The 18,214-nt window shown below is 59.0% G+C and carries 22 protein-coding genes; 15 read left to right on the top strand and 7 right to left on the bottom strand.

The features are described 5' to 3' along the window. Positions 1–25: 25 nt before the first annotated feature. Together O8W32_05415 and O8W32_05410 are read right to left on the bottom strand one after the other, a co-directional pair. Entirely contained in the window at positions 26–232 is a 207-nt protein-coding gene (locus tag O8W32_05415; GenBank protein ID WII08613.1) for a hypothetical protein, read from the bottom strand. A 32-nt stretch (positions 233–264) separates the two neighbouring features. Then, on the bottom strand, positions 265–570 hold the full coding sequence (locus O8W32_05410; GenBank protein ID WII08612.1) for a hypothetical protein: 306 nt from the start codon (positions 568–570) through the stop codon (positions 265–267). A 166-nt stretch (positions 571–736) separates the two neighbouring features. On the opposite strand from O8W32_05410, the gene O8W32_05405 reads away from it, so the two are divergent. Both O8W32_05405 and O8W32_05400 read left to right on the top strand, forming a co-directional pair. Then, on the top strand, positions 737–913 hold the full coding sequence (locus tag O8W32_05405; protein ID WII08611.1) for a hypothetical protein: 177 nt from the start codon (positions 737–739) through the stop codon (positions 911–913). Between the two features lie 165 nt (positions 914–1,078). Continuing rightward, the gene (locus O8W32_05400; protein WII08610.1) at positions 1,079–2,329 is read left to right on the top strand and encodes an orc1/cdc6 family replication initiation protein; all 1,251 of its coding nucleotides are present in this window, start codon (positions 1,079–1,081) and stop codon (positions 2,327–2,329) included. A gap of 168 nt (positions 2,330–2,497) precedes the next feature. On the opposite strand, the gene O8W32_05395 is transcribed toward O8W32_05400, so the two are convergent. Next, the gene (locus tag O8W32_05395) at positions 2,498–3,310 is read right to left on the bottom strand and encodes a S26 family signal peptidase (protein ID WII08609.1); all 813 of its coding nucleotides are present in this window, start codon (positions 3,308–3,310) and stop codon (positions 2,498–2,500) included. Between the two features lie 59 nt (positions 3,311–3,369). On the opposite strand from O8W32_05395, the gene O8W32_05390 reads away from it, so the two are divergent. From O8W32_05390 to O8W32_05340, 11 genes are all read left to right on the top strand, one after another. Then, positions 3,370–3,846, top strand: a complete 477-nt coding sequence (locus tag O8W32_05390) for a dCMP deaminase family protein (protein WII08608.1) — start codon at positions 3,370–3,372, stop codon at positions 3,844–3,846. 191 nt (positions 3,847–4,037) lie between these two features. Beyond that, on the top strand, positions 4,038–4,370 hold the full coding sequence (locus O8W32_05385; GenBank protein WII08607.1) for a hypothetical protein: 333 nt from the start codon (positions 4,038–4,040) through the stop codon (positions 4,368–4,370). 4 nt (positions 4,371–4,374) lie between these two features. After that, positions 4,375–6,579: a V-type ATP synthase subunit I gene (locus tag O8W32_05380; protein WII08606.1), complete on the top strand. Its 2,205-nt coding sequence runs from the start codon at positions 4,375–4,377 to the stop codon at positions 6,577–6,579. Between the two features lie 4 nt (positions 6,580–6,583). After that, positions 6,584–6,826 (top strand): ATPase, encoded by a 243-nt coding sequence (locus O8W32_05375; protein ID WII08605.1) that lies wholly within the window; start codon positions 6,584–6,586, stop codon positions 6,824–6,826. Between the two features lie 16 nt (positions 6,827–6,842). After that, positions 6,843–7,400, top strand: a complete 558-nt coding sequence (locus O8W32_05370; GenBank protein WII08604.1) for a hypothetical protein — start codon at positions 6,843–6,845, stop codon at positions 7,398–7,400. A gap of 4 nt (positions 7,401–7,404) precedes the next feature. Beyond that, positions 7,405–8,454 (top strand): ATP synthase A1 subunit C, encoded by a 1,050-nt coding sequence (gene ahaC, locus O8W32_05365; GenBank protein ID WII08603.1) that lies wholly within the window; start codon positions 7,405–7,407, stop codon positions 8,452–8,454. A gap of 1 nt (position 8,455) precedes the next feature. Beyond that, positions 8,456–8,761: a V-type ATP synthase subunit F gene (locus O8W32_05360; GenBank protein WII08602.1), complete on the top strand. Its 306-nt coding sequence runs from the start codon at positions 8,456–8,458 to the stop codon at positions 8,759–8,761. Then, positions 8,761–10,491, top strand: coding sequence for a V-type ATP synthase subunit A (locus O8W32_05355; GenBank protein ID WII08601.1), 1,731 nt, complete (start codon positions 8,761–8,763; stop codon positions 10,489–10,491). Before O8W32_05360 ends, O8W32_05355 begins: the two co-directional genes overlap by 1 nt. Positions 10,492–10,493: 2 nt before the next feature. Next, positions 10,494–11,876, top strand: a complete 1,383-nt coding sequence (locus O8W32_05350; GenBank protein ID WII08600.1) for a V-type ATP synthase subunit B — start codon at positions 10,494–10,496, stop codon at positions 11,874–11,876. Between the two features lie 3 nt (positions 11,877–11,879). Beyond that, the gene (locus tag O8W32_05345) at positions 11,880–12,500 is read left to right on the top strand and encodes a V-type ATP synthase subunit D (protein WII08599.1); all 621 of its coding nucleotides are present in this window, start codon (positions 11,880–11,882) and stop codon (positions 12,498–12,500) included. After that, on the top strand, positions 12,500–12,652 hold the full coding sequence (locus O8W32_05340; protein WII08598.1) for a hypothetical protein: 153 nt from the start codon (positions 12,500–12,502) through the stop codon (positions 12,650–12,652). The genes O8W32_05345 and O8W32_05340 overlap by 1 nt, the downstream gene beginning before the upstream one ends. A gap of 63 nt (positions 12,653–12,715) precedes the next feature. Here the strand turns inward: O8W32_05340 and O8W32_05335 are convergent, their stop codons facing one another. Next, positions 12,716–14,149: a DNA-directed DNA polymerase II small subunit gene (locus O8W32_05335; protein ID WII08597.1), complete on the bottom strand. Its 1,434-nt coding sequence runs from the start codon at positions 14,147–14,149 to the stop codon at positions 12,716–12,718. A gap of 124 nt (positions 14,150–14,273) precedes the next feature. On the opposite strand from O8W32_05335, the gene O8W32_05330 reads away from it, so the two are divergent. Both O8W32_05330 and O8W32_05325 read left to right on the top strand, forming a co-directional pair. Next, entirely contained in the window at positions 14,274–14,666 is a 393-nt protein-coding gene (locus tag O8W32_05330) for a hypothetical protein (protein WII08596.1), read from the top strand. A 158-nt stretch (positions 14,667–14,824) separates the two neighbouring features. Further along, positions 14,825–15,433 carry a sugar phosphate isomerase/epimerase gene (locus tag O8W32_05325; protein WII08595.1) on the top strand — a complete coding sequence of 203 codons (609 nt, stop codon included), beginning with the start codon at positions 14,825–14,827 and terminating at the stop codon, positions 15,431–15,433. Between the two features lie 20 nt (positions 15,434–15,453). Here O8W32_05325 and O8W32_05320 read toward each other — a convergent pair whose 3' ends face one another. From O8W32_05320 to O8W32_05310, 3 genes are read right to left on the bottom strand one after another with little or no spacing between them, the layout of a single operon-like run. After that, positions 15,454–16,596: a CPBP family glutamic-type intramembrane protease gene (locus O8W32_05320; GenBank protein ID WII08594.1), complete on the bottom strand. Its 1,143-nt coding sequence runs from the start codon at positions 16,594–16,596 to the stop codon at positions 15,454–15,456. After that, complete coding sequence (locus O8W32_05315) at positions 16,583–17,218, bottom strand: hypothetical protein (GenBank protein WII08593.1); 636 nt, start codon at positions 17,216–17,218, stop codon at positions 16,583–16,585. Before O8W32_05315 ends, O8W32_05320 begins: the two co-directional genes overlap by 14 nt. Further along, a complete protein-coding gene (locus tag O8W32_05310; GenBank protein WII08592.1) occupies positions 17,215–18,171 on the bottom strand; it encodes a transcriptional regulator in 957 nt (318 codons plus the stop codon). Before O8W32_05310 ends, O8W32_05315 begins: the two co-directional genes overlap by 4 nt. Positions 18,172–18,214: the final 43 nt, after the last annotated feature.

Below are 18,214 nucleotides of genomic sequence, written 5' to 3'. Positions count from 1 at the left end.
TGCCTTCGATGTTCCCGATGAACGTCTACTTCCCGGTCCCTTTCCCGAAACGCATGACGAGAGCGCCGTTGCCGCGGGTCTTCCAAGGGATGGCTGGGTTGAGGCGGACCAGCCTCGGGTAGCCGATGAGGTCCAGCCCATCTTCGTAGACCAGTACGCGGATGATCTCGGTCGCGAGATATGTGGTGCAGTTGCCCCTCATCGAATCGGTATCGTCCGCAGCTACGAACATGATCGCTCCGCCATCGGCAGGGGATGTTTAAATCATTCCCGCGCCGGAAGCAGGAGCTCCAGCGAACTGACGAAGAGCATCGTCCCGTCGTCAGACATGCTTCCTTCGGCCCTGTAGACCGCGCCCGGTTCCGGGCGGTCTTTGGAAAAGCATCTCGTCTCCTCCCCGGAAGCATCCTCGAGGGAGAAGACGAACCCGTTTTCCGTCTCCTTCACATCCCTGGCTATTCCTGCGACTCCACTCTCTCCATCTCCGCTGTCCCAGAAGAACGAGGATGCAATGAGGATGAAGGCCGCCGCCACGCAGATCAGGAAATATCTGTCCCTCAGGATGTTCATTTATGGCAGATAATCGGCAGGGGTTCTTGAGAGCAGCATGCTGCATGCAGCGGAACACCCCCACCCCTTCATTTCCATTGGAAACTGAAAAAGGATATGGGTGTGAAAAAACAGGCTCTGCAGAACTGCGGAAACGGGCGGCGGAATGCCTGCCCGAGCGATAATGATGAAGATCGATGATGAAAAGCTGTCAGCCGAACGGCTGAAAAGCCGAAAAGAGAGAAAGGACGCCGGCGTACGGCCGCGCGTTCAGATGAAATTGTTTCACATGAACTCGCCGATCGCCCAGAAGCAGACGATGGCGACGCAGACGGCCGCGATGCAGCCGACGATGGTGAGGTAGCCTTTCATTTTGGAAGTCTCCTGTCAGACGGGCGATTATACCCTTCCCATTATAAAATCGTTCATCTGAGGAAACGTCTGAAATAACCTGCCGGCGGTTGGGAAAAACAATCCTTATATCTTCGACCCGAAGTAAAGGGTTCCACGGGAAAGGGTGGATTTTCGAGTGACGGCAGATTCGCTTTTCAAAAAGTATCTTGAGAAGAAGAACAGGCTGATCAAGGATAGGAAGATCCTCGACAAAGAGTATCTTCCGGACCAGCTTCTCCACAGGGACGATGAGATTGGGGAGATCGTCGACATCATTGCGCCGTCGCTCGGCAGGAACAAACCTTCGAACATCCTCATCATCGGCCAGACCGGAACCGGGAAAACGGCGGTCGTGAAGTACATCGGCAAAGAGTTGGAGAAAGCGGACAAAGGGAACAACTGCAGGAGCATCTACGTTAACTGCGAGGTCGTCGACACTCCCTACTCCATCCTCTACAACATCGCCAACCAGATCATCACCGACCCGAACAGGAAGATCCCGTTCACCGGATGGTCGCTCGAGAAGATATTCAACGAGCTCTCCGTCTACATCGACGAGGAGGATAAGATCTTCCTCATCGTCCTCGACGAGATCGATATGTCGTTCAGGAAAAACGGCGACGACATCTTCTACTACCTGACGACGATTAACGAGATGCTGAAGAAATCGAGGGTATCGATCATCGGCATCACCAACAACTCGATGTTCGCCGAGAAGATGCTAACTCCGAAGATCCGCAGCAGGCTCGGAGAGGAGAAGATCGTCTTCCCTCCCTATACTCCGGAGCAGCTCATCGACATCCTCCGCGACAGAGCAAAATACGCTTTCTATCCCGGCGCGCTCGACGAGGCCGTCATACCTTACTGCGCCGCCATCGCCGCGCAGGCCTCGGGAGATGCAAGGAAGGCCCTCGATGTCCTCCGTGTCTCCGCCGACGCCGCCGAGAGGAACGACGACCTCAAGGTGACCACCGCCCATGTCGATTACGCAAGGCAGAAGCTCGAGCTCGATGCTGTCTATGAAGTGGTCAAGAACCTCACCGAGCAGTCGAAATTGGTCCTGATGAGCATCATCAAGACAGAATCCGGATCAGATAGCGGCAGCGTCACCACCGGGAACGTCTACTCGACCTATGTCAAGATCAGCTCCGCCATGGGATACAACGTGCTGACCCAGAGGATGGTCGCCAATTTCATCTCGGAGCTCGATATGCTCGGCATCATAACTGCCAGGGTCAAATCGTTCGGTCGCCAGGGCAGGACCAAGGAGATCGAGAAGGTCTCCGAGAACATCGTGGACATCCTCGAGAAAGACGAAATCTTTAGCGGTATCGATTTCAATGCCTTCAAGAGCGGAAGGCAGACGCAGTTCAATATCGACTCCTGAAACCACTTCTTTTCATTTTTCCATCGCCTTTTCCTTTTTCATTTTCCACTGGAAATGAAGGGGTGGGGGTATCCTGCTAGGTTTGTTCTTTTCAGCATTGCGTCCGTTCAGAGTTCCACTGGAAATGAAGGGGTGGGGGTACAGCAGTCAAAATCTGCCGCCGTGCTGTCAGTGCCCGCCTTTCAGGGCTTTCCTGAGATGCAGTGCATCTAACGCGAAGCCGATGCCGATGATGGTCATGAAAATTGTCGCCAGGGCGGCCGTCAGATACCCGAGGCTGCTGGGGGCCCAGGAATTGAGCGCGCCGTCATTGCCGTTCATGATCAGCTTGACAGAGCCGGCCCACGGGATCTCCTTCCATGCGGTGGCCTTGACGCGATCATCGGTCACCAGGCCGGAAGTTATTCCCGATCCCTGATCGAAATATCCGTTCGTGTCGGCATTGTCCCCCATGGTGAGGTAGCCGCTCCCGGAAAGGACGGAGAGGTCTATGCTCACTTTCTTCCCGCCGTATCCGATATTCTCCATTTCCAAAGTTCCAGACAGTTTAGACGGTTCAGACGGGTTACTGGTATCGGTTCCGCTGTCGTGGCAGGACCATTTGCCCGTGTAGGATTCCAGTCCTCTGCCTGTGAATGTGCCGTCGCCGTTAGACTCGAGATACAGGATCGCGCGGTGGATCACCTGGTTCTGGCCGGGCCTCTCGTAGACGATCACATCCCCGTACTCCCCGAACATCCTGTAGCCGGAGGAGTATCCCTCGACGTATGTGACCGGCTCATGCTTGGAGGTATCCCTGAGCAGTATCATGTCCCCGGTGTCGATTATTCCCACTTCCGAGTCGTGGGAATGCTGCATCGACTGAGAATCGACCACGGTAAAGGGCGGGCTCACGCCCGACATCTCGTTCACCGCTACCCTGAGCCCGAGCACGGCGGCGATCGCTATAATCGCAACGATGAGCACGGCGTTCTTCCTCATCGGACCCCTTAACGCAGGGGATGATAAACTAATTATCCGCCGTGAAGCATGGTACGGGCATGGATAGGCCCTCCCCCGACAGGTATTTCATGGACATGGCCAAACTCGTCGCCACGCGCTCCACCTGCCTCCGCAGGCATGTGGGGGCCGTGATCGTGAAGGACAAGCATGTCCTGTCCACCGGCTACAACGGCGCTCCCAGAGGTGCCAGGCACTGCGAGGAGACCGGCTGTCTCCGCATCGAGCTGAAGGTGCCGTCAGGCACCCGCCATGAGCTCTGTCGCGGCGTCCATGCCGAGCAGAACGCTGTCGCTCAGGCGGCCTATTTCGGTACCAGCGTCAAAGGGGCGACCATCTACACGACCACTTTCCCCTGTTCCCTGTGCGCCAAGATACTCGTGAACGCCGGTATCTCCGAGATCGTGTACGACGAAGGGTACATGGACGACCTCTCGAAGGAGATACTCTCAGAGACCCAGATGAGGATACGCCGTGTCGAGGGCGACGAGATCGAGGCTGTTCCCAAGAAGGCCTGAGGGGCATGCCCAAGGAGGTCTCATCCTCCGGCATTTCCCTCTCTGCAGACTTAAAAACATTTTCACTGACGGGTACGGGGCCCGATAATGCCAGCCAGGCGGTGTTTTCCTTTATAATAACGAATCCAACCCGCTGTCTTATATATTTTCAGTCGGTTACGTCACCCCACGAATAAGTCGGGGAGTGTAATTTGAGCCGAACTGACATACTTTCGGAAATAAAGGAGGCTGAGTCCAGAGCGGATGAGACGGTCGCCAAGGCCGAATCTGAGAAAAAAGCCGCTGTGGCTCAGGCCCGCAGGGATTCCGTCGCAAGGATCCAGGCCGAGAACTCTGCAGAGTCCTCTGCCTATGAGTCCGCGATGGCGGAGGAGCAGGCTGCCCTTGATAAGGAGAAAGCCGAGGTGCTCGCCAAAGGCCGCGCCGAAGCCGATTCCATCGGAGCGTCTGCCCAGGATAAGATCAAGGAAGTCAATGATTTCCTCGCGAAAGAATTCGAGAGTGCGATTAATGCTTCTTCCTGAGTCGATGAGTAGGATCGTGATTGTGGGCACCAAGGCCCGCCTCGCCGACGCTATCAACGCGTTCTATGACGAGAAGGCCCTCCACGTTATCGATCATGCCACCGGCGACGACGGGCTCTCCATCGGCACCCCCATCGAGGGGACGTCCAAGGCATCCGAGAGGCTGCTGAAGGTCAAAGCCCTGGAGAAAGAGCTCGGGATCAAAAAGAAGACGAAGACGGAAAACATCACCGTGGAGGATGTGCAGGAGCGCATCGCCGCCGGGGATGTTGAAAGCGTCGAAGACGAGGTTCTCAAGACCGTCGACGCCAGGAATGATCTTACCCAGTCAATCGCTGAATTAAACGCCAAAAAGAAAACCTACGAGATTTTGCAGAGGCTTCCGCTGACCCTCGACCAGTATTCCGGCTACAAATCGCTGGATGTCGTCGTCGGGACCGTCAGCGAGAACCCGGCCAAGCTGGAGATCGCGGACTCCGAGATCTTCTCGTCCTACGACAAGAAGACCGGCGGCGTCGTGGCGGTGTTCCTCAAGGCCGGACGCAAGGCCGAGGCCGCTGAGGCCCTGGCACCCTTCGGTTTCGCGGAAGTGTCCGTCCCTGCTCAGGCCGGGAAGGTTTCCCCCGCCGACGCCGTCGCGGAGATCGACTCCGAGATCGCCGACAAGACCGCTAAGGTCGAGGAGGCGGGCAAGGAGCTCGAAGCCCTCAAATCGAAATACATGTCGTTCCTCAAAGGAAGCGACGAAGAACTGTCCATCGAGGTCGAGAAAGGGTCCGTCCCTCTCAGGATCGCGGTGAGCAAATACGCCTACGTCATGGATGCCTGGGTCCCCACCAAGAAGGTGGATTCTGTCAAGGCCGACCTCGAGCAGAAGCTCGGGGATGACATCTATGTGGAGTTCCAGGAGACCCGCGGAAGGTCCCTGGATGAGACCGAGAAAGCGGAGCCCCGCTTCCAGAAGGTCCCGACCAAGCAGAACAACGGAGCCATAGTCAGCGAGTTCGAGTATGCGACCTCCATGGTCGACGTGCCCAAGTACCAGGAGGTCGACCCGACCGTCCTGATCGCCATCTTCCTGCCCCTGTTCTTCGGCTACATGATCGGAGACCTCGGCTACTCGATCCCGTTCATAATCATCGGGGCCTACGGCCTCAAATACGCAAAGAACAAGGACTGGAGGTCCATCGGGCTCGTCCTGTTCTTCGGAGGAATCTGGGGAGCTATCTTCGGAACCTTCTACTACGGCGAGATGCTGGGTATGCATTTCATCGGCGGAGGATACTCCGACGGCCAGTGGTATTGGTACGAGGACAGCGCCGCGCTGACCGACGAGGCCGGCAGCAGAGGAACGAGTATCAGCTGGGACTGGATCCTCGGAGTTCATTTCCCCGAGTGGTTCTACGACATGCTGCCCAATGTGGGCCATGCTCATGCGATGTTCACCGGAGAAGGGGTTTCCAAGCTCGAGGATGTCGGCTTCCTGCTGAAGATGTCCGTGTACATCGGTATCATCCACCTGTTCATCGGGCACATGACCGGGTACTACAACATCAGCATGCAGCACGGAGGCAAGACCGCCTTCATACACAAGGGCGGCCTCATAATGATGTTCTTCGGGATGATCTTCTTCTGCTATGCTCTGACTGATGCCATGTTCAACCGCGGCGATATGACTATGGCCGAGAAACTGACTGACGGGGTTACACTCGACACGTTCGTTATCGGTATCGTGCTGCTGATCGCTGGTATCATTGTCAACGCGAAGGCGGAAGGTGCTATGACCGCTGTCATGGCTGTTCCGGAGATTATCGGTCAGATCCTTTCCTACACCCGTCTGGCGGCTATCGCCATGTCGAAGGCAGGTATGGCCCTGGCATTCAACTACATCATCTTCCTCATGATTATCCCCAAGGGGGACGTTATGGGGCAGCAGGTCTTGGACGGCGTCACTTACAACATCGCCGGACTCGATTGGACTGCCAACATCGCGTTCCTCATAATCGCGATACTCATGTTCGGCTTCCTGCACCTCGTTGTCTGGACCCTCGGAATCCTCTCGGCAGGTCTGCACGCCCTAAGGCTGCAGTACGTCGAGCTCATGATGAGGTTCTTCGACGGAGGAGGGAAGAAGTTCGCGCCTCTCTCCGAGAAGCGTGTCAAAACCTATTTCGGCAAACAGATTAAACTCAACACCAAGGAGATTTGAATAAATGGCAATTGTTGATGGAGTTTCGGACAACGGAGCAGGACTTATCGCTATCGGAGCCGGCCTTGCGGTCGGACTCGCCGGAATCGGAACCGGTCTCGGTGAGAAAGACATCGGTGCCGCGGCAGTCGGTGCGATCACCGAGGACGCCTCCCTCTTCGGAAGGGCAATGATCTTCACCGTCCTGCCTGAGACTATCGTCATCTTCGGTCTCGTCGTCGCCGTCATGGCAATGTTCGTCCTGTGAGTCTAGAGGCCTGCAGATGGCGCTAGACAGCGTGACGAAGGAGATCCAGGCATCCGCCGAGGCCTCCGTCGCCAAGATCCGCGAGGATCAGGCGAAGGAGATAGCCGCCATCAAGGAGCAGACGGACGCCCAGATCGCCAAGATGAAAGAGGCCCAGGAGAAGAAGGTCGCCGCGGCCAAGGAGATGCTCGGCCGCCAGGAGCGCTCCAGCGCCGAGCTGGAGAGCAAGAAGATCGTCCTCGCCAAGCAGAAGGAGGTCCTCGGCCAGGCTTTCGACTCCGCGCTTGCGGAGCTCGAGAACGCCCCCAGGTCGAAGAGGCTCGCCGACTACAAGGCGATGGTCGCTTCCGCCAAGACCGTCATCCCCGACCCCATCGCGGTCATGTCCCCCAAGGAGGACTTCACCGCGGCGGAGCTCGGCGTCAGATCGGTCGAGACCGACGCGCTCGTCGCTTCGGGGCTCATCCTCAGGAGCGAGGACGGGTCCTTCGAGGCCGACATGCAGTACCGCGTCATCCTCCAGGGCATCTGGGACAAGAACCTGAAGAAGATCTCGGACATCCTGTTCGGGTGATACGATGTTCGCACGCAGCGGCAAAGGCAACTTCTCGTACACCTCGGCAAGGGTCAAGGCCAAGAAGTCCAAGCTCCTCAAGGAGGAGGACTACAACAAGCTCCTGATGATGTCCGTCCCGGAGATGTCCCAGTACATCTCCGAGGCCGGCTACTCCAAGGAGATGGCCGATTACGCGGGCCGCTACAGCGGCCTCACCCTGCTCGAGTACGCGACTTACGCCAACATGTCGAAGGCCTTCCGCAGCATCCTGAAGTCGTCCACCGGCGAGCTCAGCAACATGGTCGATGCCTACTTGGCGAAGTGGGACTTCGAGAACTTCAAATCCATCCTCCGCGGGAAGAAGTACGGCCTCTCGGCCGACCAGATCCGCGAGGACATGGTCCCCGCGGGGAACCTCTCCGCCGAGGACCTGGAGAAGCTCATCGCAGCCAACACGCCGGAAGATGCGCTGGCCCAGTTCGCCAAGAAGACCAACATCACCGTCCCTGACGATGCTGTCACGGCCCTCAAGGAGAACAACAACCTCCAGCCCATCGAGGACGCGATGGTGAAGAGCTACTACAGGAAGCTGCTCGCTTCGATCTCGAAGCAGGACCGCCCCACCGACATCTTCCGCACCTACATCAAGGACTGCATCGACATCAAGAACGTCGAGACCGTCATGAAGTTCAAGGCCGACCGCATATCCGGCGACACCGTGGCCCAGTTCTGGATCCCCGGCGGCGCGGAGATCGACGAGAAGGTCATGGCGCAGATCGCCGCCGCGTCCGATGTGAAATCGGCGCTGAACGAGATGCAGAACCTCAGGATGTACGCGGACATCAAGGACGAGCTGTCGGACGACTCCAGCATCCTGGACGTCGTCGCGGCCATGGCCCGCTACAAGGCCAAGCTCGCCAACAAGGTCGGCCACATGTACCCCCTGTCCGTCATCCCGGTCGTGGACTACATGATCCACAAGGAGAACGAGGTCAGGAACATCAGGATGATCGCCCACGGGACCGATTCCGGGCTCGACAGGGAGACCATGAAAGGACTGCTGGTGATCTGAGATGGAGATCGCGGTTATCGGCAGCGACGAGTTCACCCTGGGCTTCCGCCTTGCGGGGGTCAGGCTGGTGTACGTCGCCGGCAAGGAAAACTATCAGGAGAAAATGCAGGAAGCGATGTCCGATGCCAATGTCGGAATCCTCGCGGTGAACGCGAACGACCTGCAGTACCTACCCAACGCCTACAGGACGAAAGTGCTTGACTCGATCAAGCCGGTCGTCGTCCCCGTCGGCGGGGACCAGAGCGACCTTCGCGAGAAGGTTAAGAGAGTCATTGGCGTTGATCTATACAAGACAGAGGATGAATGATGAGCACTGAGGGTGTAATTTACAGGGTCGCTGGTCCTGTCGTGACCGCCACCGGCATCTCCCCCAAAATGCACGATGTCGTGCATGTCGGGAACGAGCAGCTGATGGGAGAGGTCATCAAGATCGTCGGCGACCGTTCAATCATCCAGGTTTACGAAGACACCACCGGAGTCAAACCCGGTGAGCCCGTCACCAACACCGGCCTGCCCCTGGCAGTCGAGCTCGGACCCGGGCTTCTGACCTCCGTTTACGACGGAATCCAGAGGCCCCTGCCCGTCCTCCGTGAGATGACCGGCGACTTCATCGGCCGCGGAGCGACCGCACCTGGACTCAACAGAGAGACCAAATGGGACTTCACTCCTACCGTCGCGGTCGGAGACGAGGTCGGAGCCGGCAGCGTCGTCGGAACCGTCCAGGAAGGCCCCATACTGCACAAGATCATGCTCCCCCCCAACGCTAAGAAGGGGAAGGTCGAGAAGATCGAGGCCGGGTCCTTCACCGTGGAGGAGCCCGTCGTCACCGTCGACGGCGTCAGCTACCCCATGATGCAGAAATGGCCCGTCCGTTCCGCCAGGCCTGTCGCGGAGAAGTACAACCCCGATGTTCCCCTGATCACCGGGCTCCGCGTGCTCGACACCCTGTTCCCCCTCGCGAAGGGAGGAGCGGCGGCCATCCCCGGTGCGTTCGGTACCGGGAAGACCGTCACCCAGCAGTCCCTCGCGAAGTACTCCGATGCGGACATCGTCGTCTACATCGGATGCGGAGAGCGCGGGAACGAGATGACCGAGGTTCTCACCGAGTTCCCGAACCTGAAGGATCCGAGGACCGGCGAGTCCCTTATGAAGAGGACCATCCTGATCGCGAACACCTCGAACATGCCTGTCGCCGCCCGTGAGGCGTCCGTCTACACCGGCATGACCATCGCTGAGTACTTCAGGGACATGGGATACAATGTCGCGCTCATGGCCGACTCCACCTCCAGGTGGGCCGAGGCCATGCGTGAGATCTCGTCCAGGCTCGAGGAGATGCCCGGCGAGGAAGGATACCCTGCGTACCTTTCCGGAAGGCTCTCCGAGTTCTACGAGCGTGCCTGCCGCGCCAAGGCCCTCTGCGGCGACGACGGGTCCATCTCCGTCATCGGAGCCGTCTCCCCTCCCGGAGGAGACCTTTCCGAGCCTGTCACCCAGAACACCCTGCGTATCGTCCGCGTCTTCTGGGCGCTCGACACCAAGCTCAGGGAGAGGCGTCACTTCCCGACCATCAACTGGCTGACCTCGTACTCCATGTACGACGCCCAGCTGGCGCCCTGGTTCCAGAAGAACGTCGGCGATGACTTCCCCGCCCTCAAGCAGTGGGCCATGAAGGTCCTGCAGAAAGAGGCCGAGCTTCAGGAGATCGTGCAGATGGTCGGTTCCGACTCCCTGCCCGATGAGCAGAAGATCACTCTCGAGATCGCCAAGATGATCCGTGAGATCTACCTGCAGCAGAACTCCTTCCACCCCGTGGACTGCTACTGCCCGCTTTCCAGGCAGTACAAGATGCTCAGCATGATCAAGAAGTTCTCCGACCTCGCCGACAAGGCCCTCAAGGCAGGCGTCGCGGTGGACAAGATCATCTACATCCCCGTCAGGCAGAGGTTCCAGCAGGCCAAGTTCGAAGAGAAGATCGACGAGGAGCTCGTGGCTGTCGACAAGGACATGGACGAGCAGTTCGCCAAACTGGAGGCCTGAACATGGCAGAGGTTGCAAAAGAGTACAAGACCATCGATGAGATCGCCGGTCCCCTCGTGTTCGTGAAGAACACCGAGCCCGTCGGCTACAAGGAGCTCGTCTCCGTCAGGCTCTCCGATGGGTCCATCAAGAGAGGAGAGGTCCTCGATTCCTCCGACGACATGGTCGTCGTTCAGATCTTCGAGGGCACCGACGGTATCGACAGGGCCGCATCCGTGAGGTTCCTGGGCGAGACCATGAAGATGCCCGTCTCCAAGGACATGCTCGGACGTGTCCTGAACGGAGCCGGAGACCCGCTGGACGGCGGCGCCAAGATCGTTCCCGAGAAGGAGCTCGACATCGCCGGAGCAGCTATCAACCCGTGGGCCAGGGACTCCCCCGCCGACTTCATCGAGACCGGTATCTCGACCATCGACGGGATGAACACCCTCGTCAGGGGTCAGAAGCTCCCTATCTTCTCCGCATCCGGTCTTCCCCACAACGATATCGCTCTCCAGATCGCCAGGCAGGCCAAGGTCCGCGGCGAGAACGAGGAGTTCGCTGTCGTGTTCATCGCTCTGGGTATCACCAACGAGGAGAAGCAGAAGTTCATGAACGAGTTCGAGAGGACCGGCGCCCTGAAGAACGCCGTCGTCTTCCTGAACCTCGCCGACGACCCCGCCGTCGAGCGTATCGCCACCCCGCGTCTGGGACTCACCACCGCAGAGTACATGGCGTTCGACCTCGGGATGCAGGTGCTGGTCATCATGACCGACATCACGAACTACTGCGAGGCGCTCCGTCAGGTCGGAGCCGCCCGTGAGGAAGTCCCCGGAAGGCGTGGCTACCCCGGTTACATGTACACCGACCTCGCCCAGCTCTACGAGCGTGCAGGTAAGATCAAAGGGAAGAAGGGTTCCATCACCCAGATCCCCATCCTGACCATGCCCGGGTCCGATATCACCCACCCGATCCCCGACCTCTCCGGTTACATCACCGAGGGCCAGATCGTGCTGTCGATGGACCTGTACAGGGCCGGTATCTACCCGCCCGTGAACGTCAGCAGCTCCCTGTCGAGGCTGATGAACAACGGTATCGGAGCCGGCAAGACCCGCGACGACCACAAGGCCGTCTCGGACCAGCTGTACGCCTCCTACGCCGAGGGTAAGGACCTCCGCGGGCTTGTCGCCATCGTCGGAAAGGACTCCCTGAACGCCAAGGACAGGAAGCTCCTCGACTTCGCCGACATCTTCGAGGACCGCATCGTCCGCCAGGGCATCGACGAGGACCGCTCCATCGAGACGACCCTCGACATCGCCTGGGACATCCTGAAGGAGCTCGACATCGACCAGCTCACCAGGATCGACAAGAAGTACATCCAGAAGTACCTCCCCAAGAAGGAATGAGCGATGCCTCAGGATGTCGTACCTACCCGCTCCGTGCTCCTCGACCTCAAGAGGAGGATCAAGCTGTCCCAGTCGGGGCACAAGATCCTCAAGATGAAGAGGGACGGCCTCATCATCGAGTTCTTCGAGGTCCTGGAGAAGGCGAGGCAGATGCGCGCCGGTGTCAGCTCCGACTTCCAGCAGGCGATGAAGAAGATCACCATCGCCCGCGCCATCGACGGAGAGGTGGCCGTGAGGAGCGCCGCGTACGCTCTGAACGCCCGCCCCGAGGTCAAGCTTGGCAGCAAGTCCATCATGGGAATGATGGTCCCGAAGGTCGAGGCCACGTCCATCCACACCGATCTCCTGAACAAGGGGTTCGGTGTCCTGGACACCTCGGCCTACGTGGAGGAGGCCTCGGCCGCCTTCGAGAAGCTCCTCGAGACCCTCGTCAGGGCCGCCGAGGTCGAGACCACCATGAAGAAGCTCCTCGATGAGATCGAGAAGACCAAGCGCCGTGTCAACGCGCTTGAGTTCAAGATCATCCCCGACCTCAAGGACTCGGAGCACTTCGTCAAGTTCCGCCTCGAAGAGATGGAGAGGGAGAACACCACCCGCCTCAAGCACATCAAGGGCAAAAGCTGATGAAATCTCTTGAAGACCGCATGGATGAGATCCGCGAGGACCCTGTGAAGCTCAGACGCGCGTTCAAGGCCGTCTGGATCATCGCTTACGGAATGCTCATGCTTGGGGCCTTCATCATCATCTGGATCCTTGCAGAGCAGCTGCTCTTCTGAAACCCCTTTCGGGGCCTTCGACCCCGTTCTTTCTTTTTATAGATCGTCAGGCCGCGGCGGCAATCACTTCATGAAGTTCTTCATGACGACCCTGCCGGTGCCCAGGTCGACGATCGGCATGATGCAGGGGTCGGGGTTGAAGTTGTGCATGGCCTGGTAATCCGTCTGGGCCTGCCATGTGCTGGCATTGATCATCTTGACCCCGTGGTACTCCATGGTGCCGGCGCCGTGGACATGCCCGGACACGAAGATGTCGGGCTCCTCCTCCATAACGAGGTAGTCCTTCTTCTCGGGCGCAAGGGCGTTCCTCATGCCGTACATGGGCGCAAGGTGCCTTCTCAGGGCCATCTCCCTCATGACGGCGAGGGGGTCGTCGTAGGACATCCCGCGCACGGCGGAGATGAAATCATCGATGCTCTTGCCGTGGTAGGAAGTGACCTTCCTGCCCTCGATCTTCAGCCTTATGGGGTTGCCGGTGAGGGTGACATTGGAATCGAACCCGTGGGCGTACATCTCGGATATCGCCGGCTGGGGCTCGGCGAGCCTGCAGGCGTCATGGTTGCCGGGGTGGAGGATGATCTTGATGTCATCAGGTATCTCTTTCACATACTCGGCGAGGGTCTCGTACTGGCGGTAGATGTCGTCTATCTCCAGGTCCGCTTCCTGCCCCGGATACGCGCCGATGCCGTCCACGACGTCGCCGGGCATCACGATGTAGTTCAGGCCCATGTCGTAAGCGTTCGCTTTGAGCCAGGAGATCATCCTTTCCCAGCTCGTTTTCAGGAACTCCTTCGAGCCGATGTGGATGTCGCTGAGGAAGGCCACCGACGACGTGGAATCGCTGACCTCCCAGGTGTGCCTCTTGGAGATGTCCGGGCGGACGACCTTGTCGGCGACGAAGAGGGTGCCGCGCTCCATCTTCTTCCCGGTTATCCCGATGACCTCGTCGTTGATGTAGATGTTATCAGCGTAGGGGGAGTCCTTTTTTATGAGGACGTTACAGGTCCCGGTCTCGTCCTCGACCGTCAGGATAGTATGGCCTTTCTGGCTCTGGCGCACCTCGTACACCATCCCGACGATGTTGACCTGGCGGTCGAACTGCATCGCATGAGCGATGCTGGTGGACATCGTGAAGTCCTTGTGGCTCGAGATTATGCGCTTGAGCAGGTTGTACCTGCTGCGGAAGTAGGCCGTGAAATCCTGGATGGTCCCTTCGCAGGTCGAGTTCCCGGTGATGTCCGATCCGGGCACGACCTCTATGTCCAGGTCCCGTTTGTTGCGGGGCTTGGCGGTCTTCTCCTTCTCGAAGAGGGCCTTGTCGCCGTTCAGGAAGTCGATGACATCCTCCTTGGTGACGAACATCTTGTTCCCGGCCATCGCATTGAGCATGGTGTTGACCATCTCCATGGGGTAGCCGTTCGAATCGATTATCTCGAGAGCGTCGGGCGAGAGGAACAGTTTCCTCCTAGATGCCGCGTCGAGTATATCGTCCTTCATTGACCGAGGCTATCGCAACGGGGTTATATAGTGATGGGGTTGCGACCAGCGGAACATTGCAGCGGGCTGATTCTGGCACTTATTCTGCAAATCCAATTAATACCTGCCCGCCGATTCCGAGACCATGGCTAGAGTGACGGTATCCTGCCCTGTCTATCCGAGCGAGGACCCTGATAAGGTCAGGGCCGCTGTGCTCAACCTCTTCCCCACGGCCGAGCTGGCCCTCGCCGACGGGGTCCTCTCGGGCCCTGCCGACCTGGTGCGCTTCTCCCAGAAGATCCGCGAGCAGAGGATCCTCGATACCGCCCGTTCCCAGTTCCTCAAAGGCGAGCGCAGGGGGCATACCGTTGCGACCATCAGGCTGAACAAGCAGGTCGCTACCGTCGGCAAGGTGTCCTTCGTGGACTATCGCACCGTCCTCGGCACCATCGACGTCACGGTGGAGGACGAGGACCTCGATGCGCTCATCGACCGGGTGGCGCCTGTTACCGTCAACGGTGAGGAGGTGAGCTGCTGACCGTCATAGGAGTTTCCTGCCCTGACTTCGGCAAGGAGGATTTCCAGCCCTGCCTGGCCAAGATATCGGCGGAGTTCTCCCACTGGGAGATATTCTCGGAGTACAAGCACGTCGTCCAGAAGATATCCGGCCTTCTGGGCACAGGGGAGGCGAACGGCATGACCTTCACTGTTCACTCGGCGATAGCGGATACCAACGCCGCCGCCCTCAACGACCGCATGAGGGAAGCATCATGCATGGAGTTCATGTCGGAGATGGAGGCCGCCGTGGAGTTCGGGGCCCAATGCATAACCGTCCATCCGGGGATCGTCAACCTCGCCATGACGGACATGCGCGAGAAATCGATCCGGGCGTCCAAGGACACCATGCGCCTCCTCGACCGCGCCCAGACAGAGTACGGCGTGCGCCTGGCCATCGAGAACATGCCGGATTTACCGGTTATGCTGGGCGTAAAGGCGTCGGAACTCGAGGATATCGTGGCCGGGACGGACCTGGGGATATGCCTGGACGTCGGGCATGCCAATACCTCGGGCCAGCTGGACGCCATGATCGATGCCTTCAGGGACAGGATAGTCAATGTCCACATTCATGACAACAACGGGAAGAGGGACGAGCACCTCACCATCGGCGACGGTTCCATCGATTTCCCGGCGGTCATGAAGAAGCTGTCGTTCTACAAGGGAAGGTACATCATCGAGTCCAGGAACCTGGAGTCGGCCGTGGAGTCCCAGAAGCGCCTCAGGGACATGATCACCAAGGCGTTCTGATCTCCGTTTGCTTATCTGGGTCAGTGCCTTCCCCATTGGTCCTTCATCGGGGGAAGGCTCTCCGTCATGTCCGGCATGCCCTTCAGGTCGAGCAGTTCCCTGTTCGGCTTCACGAGCCAGTAGACGAGGATGACGGCCCCTGCCGCCATGAGTGCCAGTTCCCCGAGGACGCCCCCGGCGAAGACGGTGACCGTATCGTTCAGGAAATGGGCGAGCACGCTTGCATAAAGGCCGTATTCCGTGTACAGATATCCGAAGATGATCCCGCCGGCCGCGGCATCGATGATCTTCACCCAGCCCCATCCGTCGTAATGTGCCAGACCGAATATGGTCGATGATATTATGATGAATGCCAGGGCCGCCTTGGACATGCCGAACCCGCCCATGAGGTACTGCAGGGAACGACGGTCCTTCTTCCACAGGAACCCGAGCAGCGCCATCGGGATCCCGATCCATACGAGCCTGAACGCCAGTTCCTCGTTCAGTCCGGCCATGAACAGCAGGGCGTTGAGGTCCCAGACGCGGAAATCGTCCATCCATGACGAGTCTGCGTCCGCTCCCGCCGAGGACATGAGCAAGAGGTACACTATCGACAGGAAGAGGGAGACACTCAGGCAGGAAGCGGCGGCCGAGAGCCCGCTGTGCTCCGTGCGGTCGGACGACGTGCCGTACTTCCCGGCCGTCCTCTGATAGGATATGACCGCATATACCAGGAACAGGGCGAATAAGACGTAGGCGATCAGGATGTACGCCCTGAAGGCGTTCCCTCTGAGGGGGATCGAGAAGGCATTCACGAGGCCGAGGGGGACGTAGATGCTGTACGAGTAGCGGTCGGCTATGCCCAGGACGTCTCCTACGTGGACGGTGTAGACGATCAGGGACGCCGTGCAGAGCAGGATGAAAAGGAGGGTCACCGCGGTGACGGTGCTCCTCATGAACGGGTGCTCCGGCCCATCCTGCATCCCGGACGGGTACGGCTGTGTTCTTCCTTCTCCGAGGTAGTTCCCGCAGTACCTGCAGTACCTGGCGCCCGCCGCGGCCTGATCGGCGCATCTGGGACACCCGGAAATGCTCATGCCGGAAAGGTCCCTCCCGCATCTCGGGCAGTATTTAGCGCCTTTGGACGCATAATAATTGCAGTATCTGCAGTTATTTTGCTCCATAATCGGACCTCAGCAGGGAAACGACCCCTTCTGCGCGTTCCGTCTCCACCACGGCCAGCAGGCTCCTGCGGTAGTTCGCGGTGTCGGCGATCTCGCGGGCGATGTGCTCCTCCCGCCTGTGGCTGAGCTTCGAATATCCCCTTATGGACGAGATGTGGTCGTCCCACATGGCCGCGAGGGCGTGCGGGTCGGGGGCGTCCATGGCCTTCTTCATCCCATTCTTGGCCAGGCGGTGCTCGGAGGTGAACTCGGTCACCCTGACGCACTGCATGTACGCGGTATCGTAATCGTAATCGCTCATGTCGAGGGGGATAACGGTCTTGCCGTCCGACCTGCAGAGGTCCACGAGCTCGCAGAAGGCGGGCGACGGCACCTGTATCTCCCCGAAGCGGGACATCTTCTTCGCATAGACGATGTCGAGCTCGGACACCGGGACCTCGTCGGTGCCGATCTCCTTCCTTTTGGCGAGGGCGTCCAATCCTTCGATGCTCATCGAGGCCCCGTATGCCTCATGCCCCGGGTAGTTGGCCCTGACGACATCGGCCTCGGAGAGGAGGCCGTTGACGACAGGCAGGACGTCCACCGTGCAGTTCCCGATGCTCAGGCGCAGAGGCGAGTTCATTTCTTGGTGCTCCGGCTGAGGACGATGTCGGTCAGCTGGTCCTTGTCGTCTATCTTCTTGAGCTCGTCGTCGGTGACCAGGGCGGTGCTGCGGATCCTCTCGTGCTCCGGCTTCTTGCGGACGATGACGACCGAATGCCTGTGCGAGAGGTTCGAGAGCTCCGACACGATAAGGGCCTTCTGGATCAGCTTGCTCTCTTCGTCGCCGACGCCCGTGAGGAGGACGGTGTTGCTGTCCGAGTCGCGGGTGATGGCATCGAACGGCCCCCTGACGATCGGGGTGATGGAGAACCCGATGTTGACGAGCCGGTCGAGCTGGTCGGAACCGGTCTTGCTGCCGGCCCCCTTGACCTCCTTGGCCTCGACCTTCTCGTCCTTGGCGTAGGTGAAGGGGTCCAGAGGCTCGATGATGTCGGTGCCGAGGAACTCCTCCAGGCGGAGGGCCGCATCGATCATGGCGCCCATCCCGTTCTCGTACATCTGGATCGTGCGCCTGGACACTCCGGCGGTCTCGGCCAGGGTCCCCAGGGATATGCCCCGCTCCTCGCGCAGCTCCCTCAGGGTGTCGCTGTCTATCTTCACGTACAGCCCGCCGGGGGCGGCGAATATAAACGGGGGCACCTCCTCGAGGAGCTGGTCCGCGAGGGTCTCGTTGGAGATGATGGGGATCTTGAACCTCGTGTAGATGATGCCCTTCTCCAGCTTCCCCGAGCTGGAGGTCTCCCCGATGATCATGGGGGAGGCGTCGAGAGCGTTCGACATGATCTTCATCTCGTTCGCGTTCTCGCGGGAGAACGCGTCGACGTTGCTGAGGACCTTGATGATCAGGAGGGTGCTGCCCCTGCGTCCGACTACGTCGAAGCAGATGCTCCTGATGCTGATTGCGGACGACACGTCGAACCCGGCCTTCGCCAGGATGGCGCGCGTCGTGTTGATCATGTCCTCTCTGTTCATGATATAAAACGATGTTTATCCTTCTATAAAGCGATTGTTCAGT

Source organism: Methanomassiliicoccales archaeon LGM-DZ1, from assembly GCA_030168595.1.
GTDB lineage: Archaea > Thermoplasmatota > Thermoplasmata > Methanomassiliicoccales > Methanomethylophilaceae > Methanomethylophilus.
The sequence above is the reverse complement of the archived record's forward strand: the minus strand, read 5'-3'. Positions and strand labels throughout refer to the sequence as shown.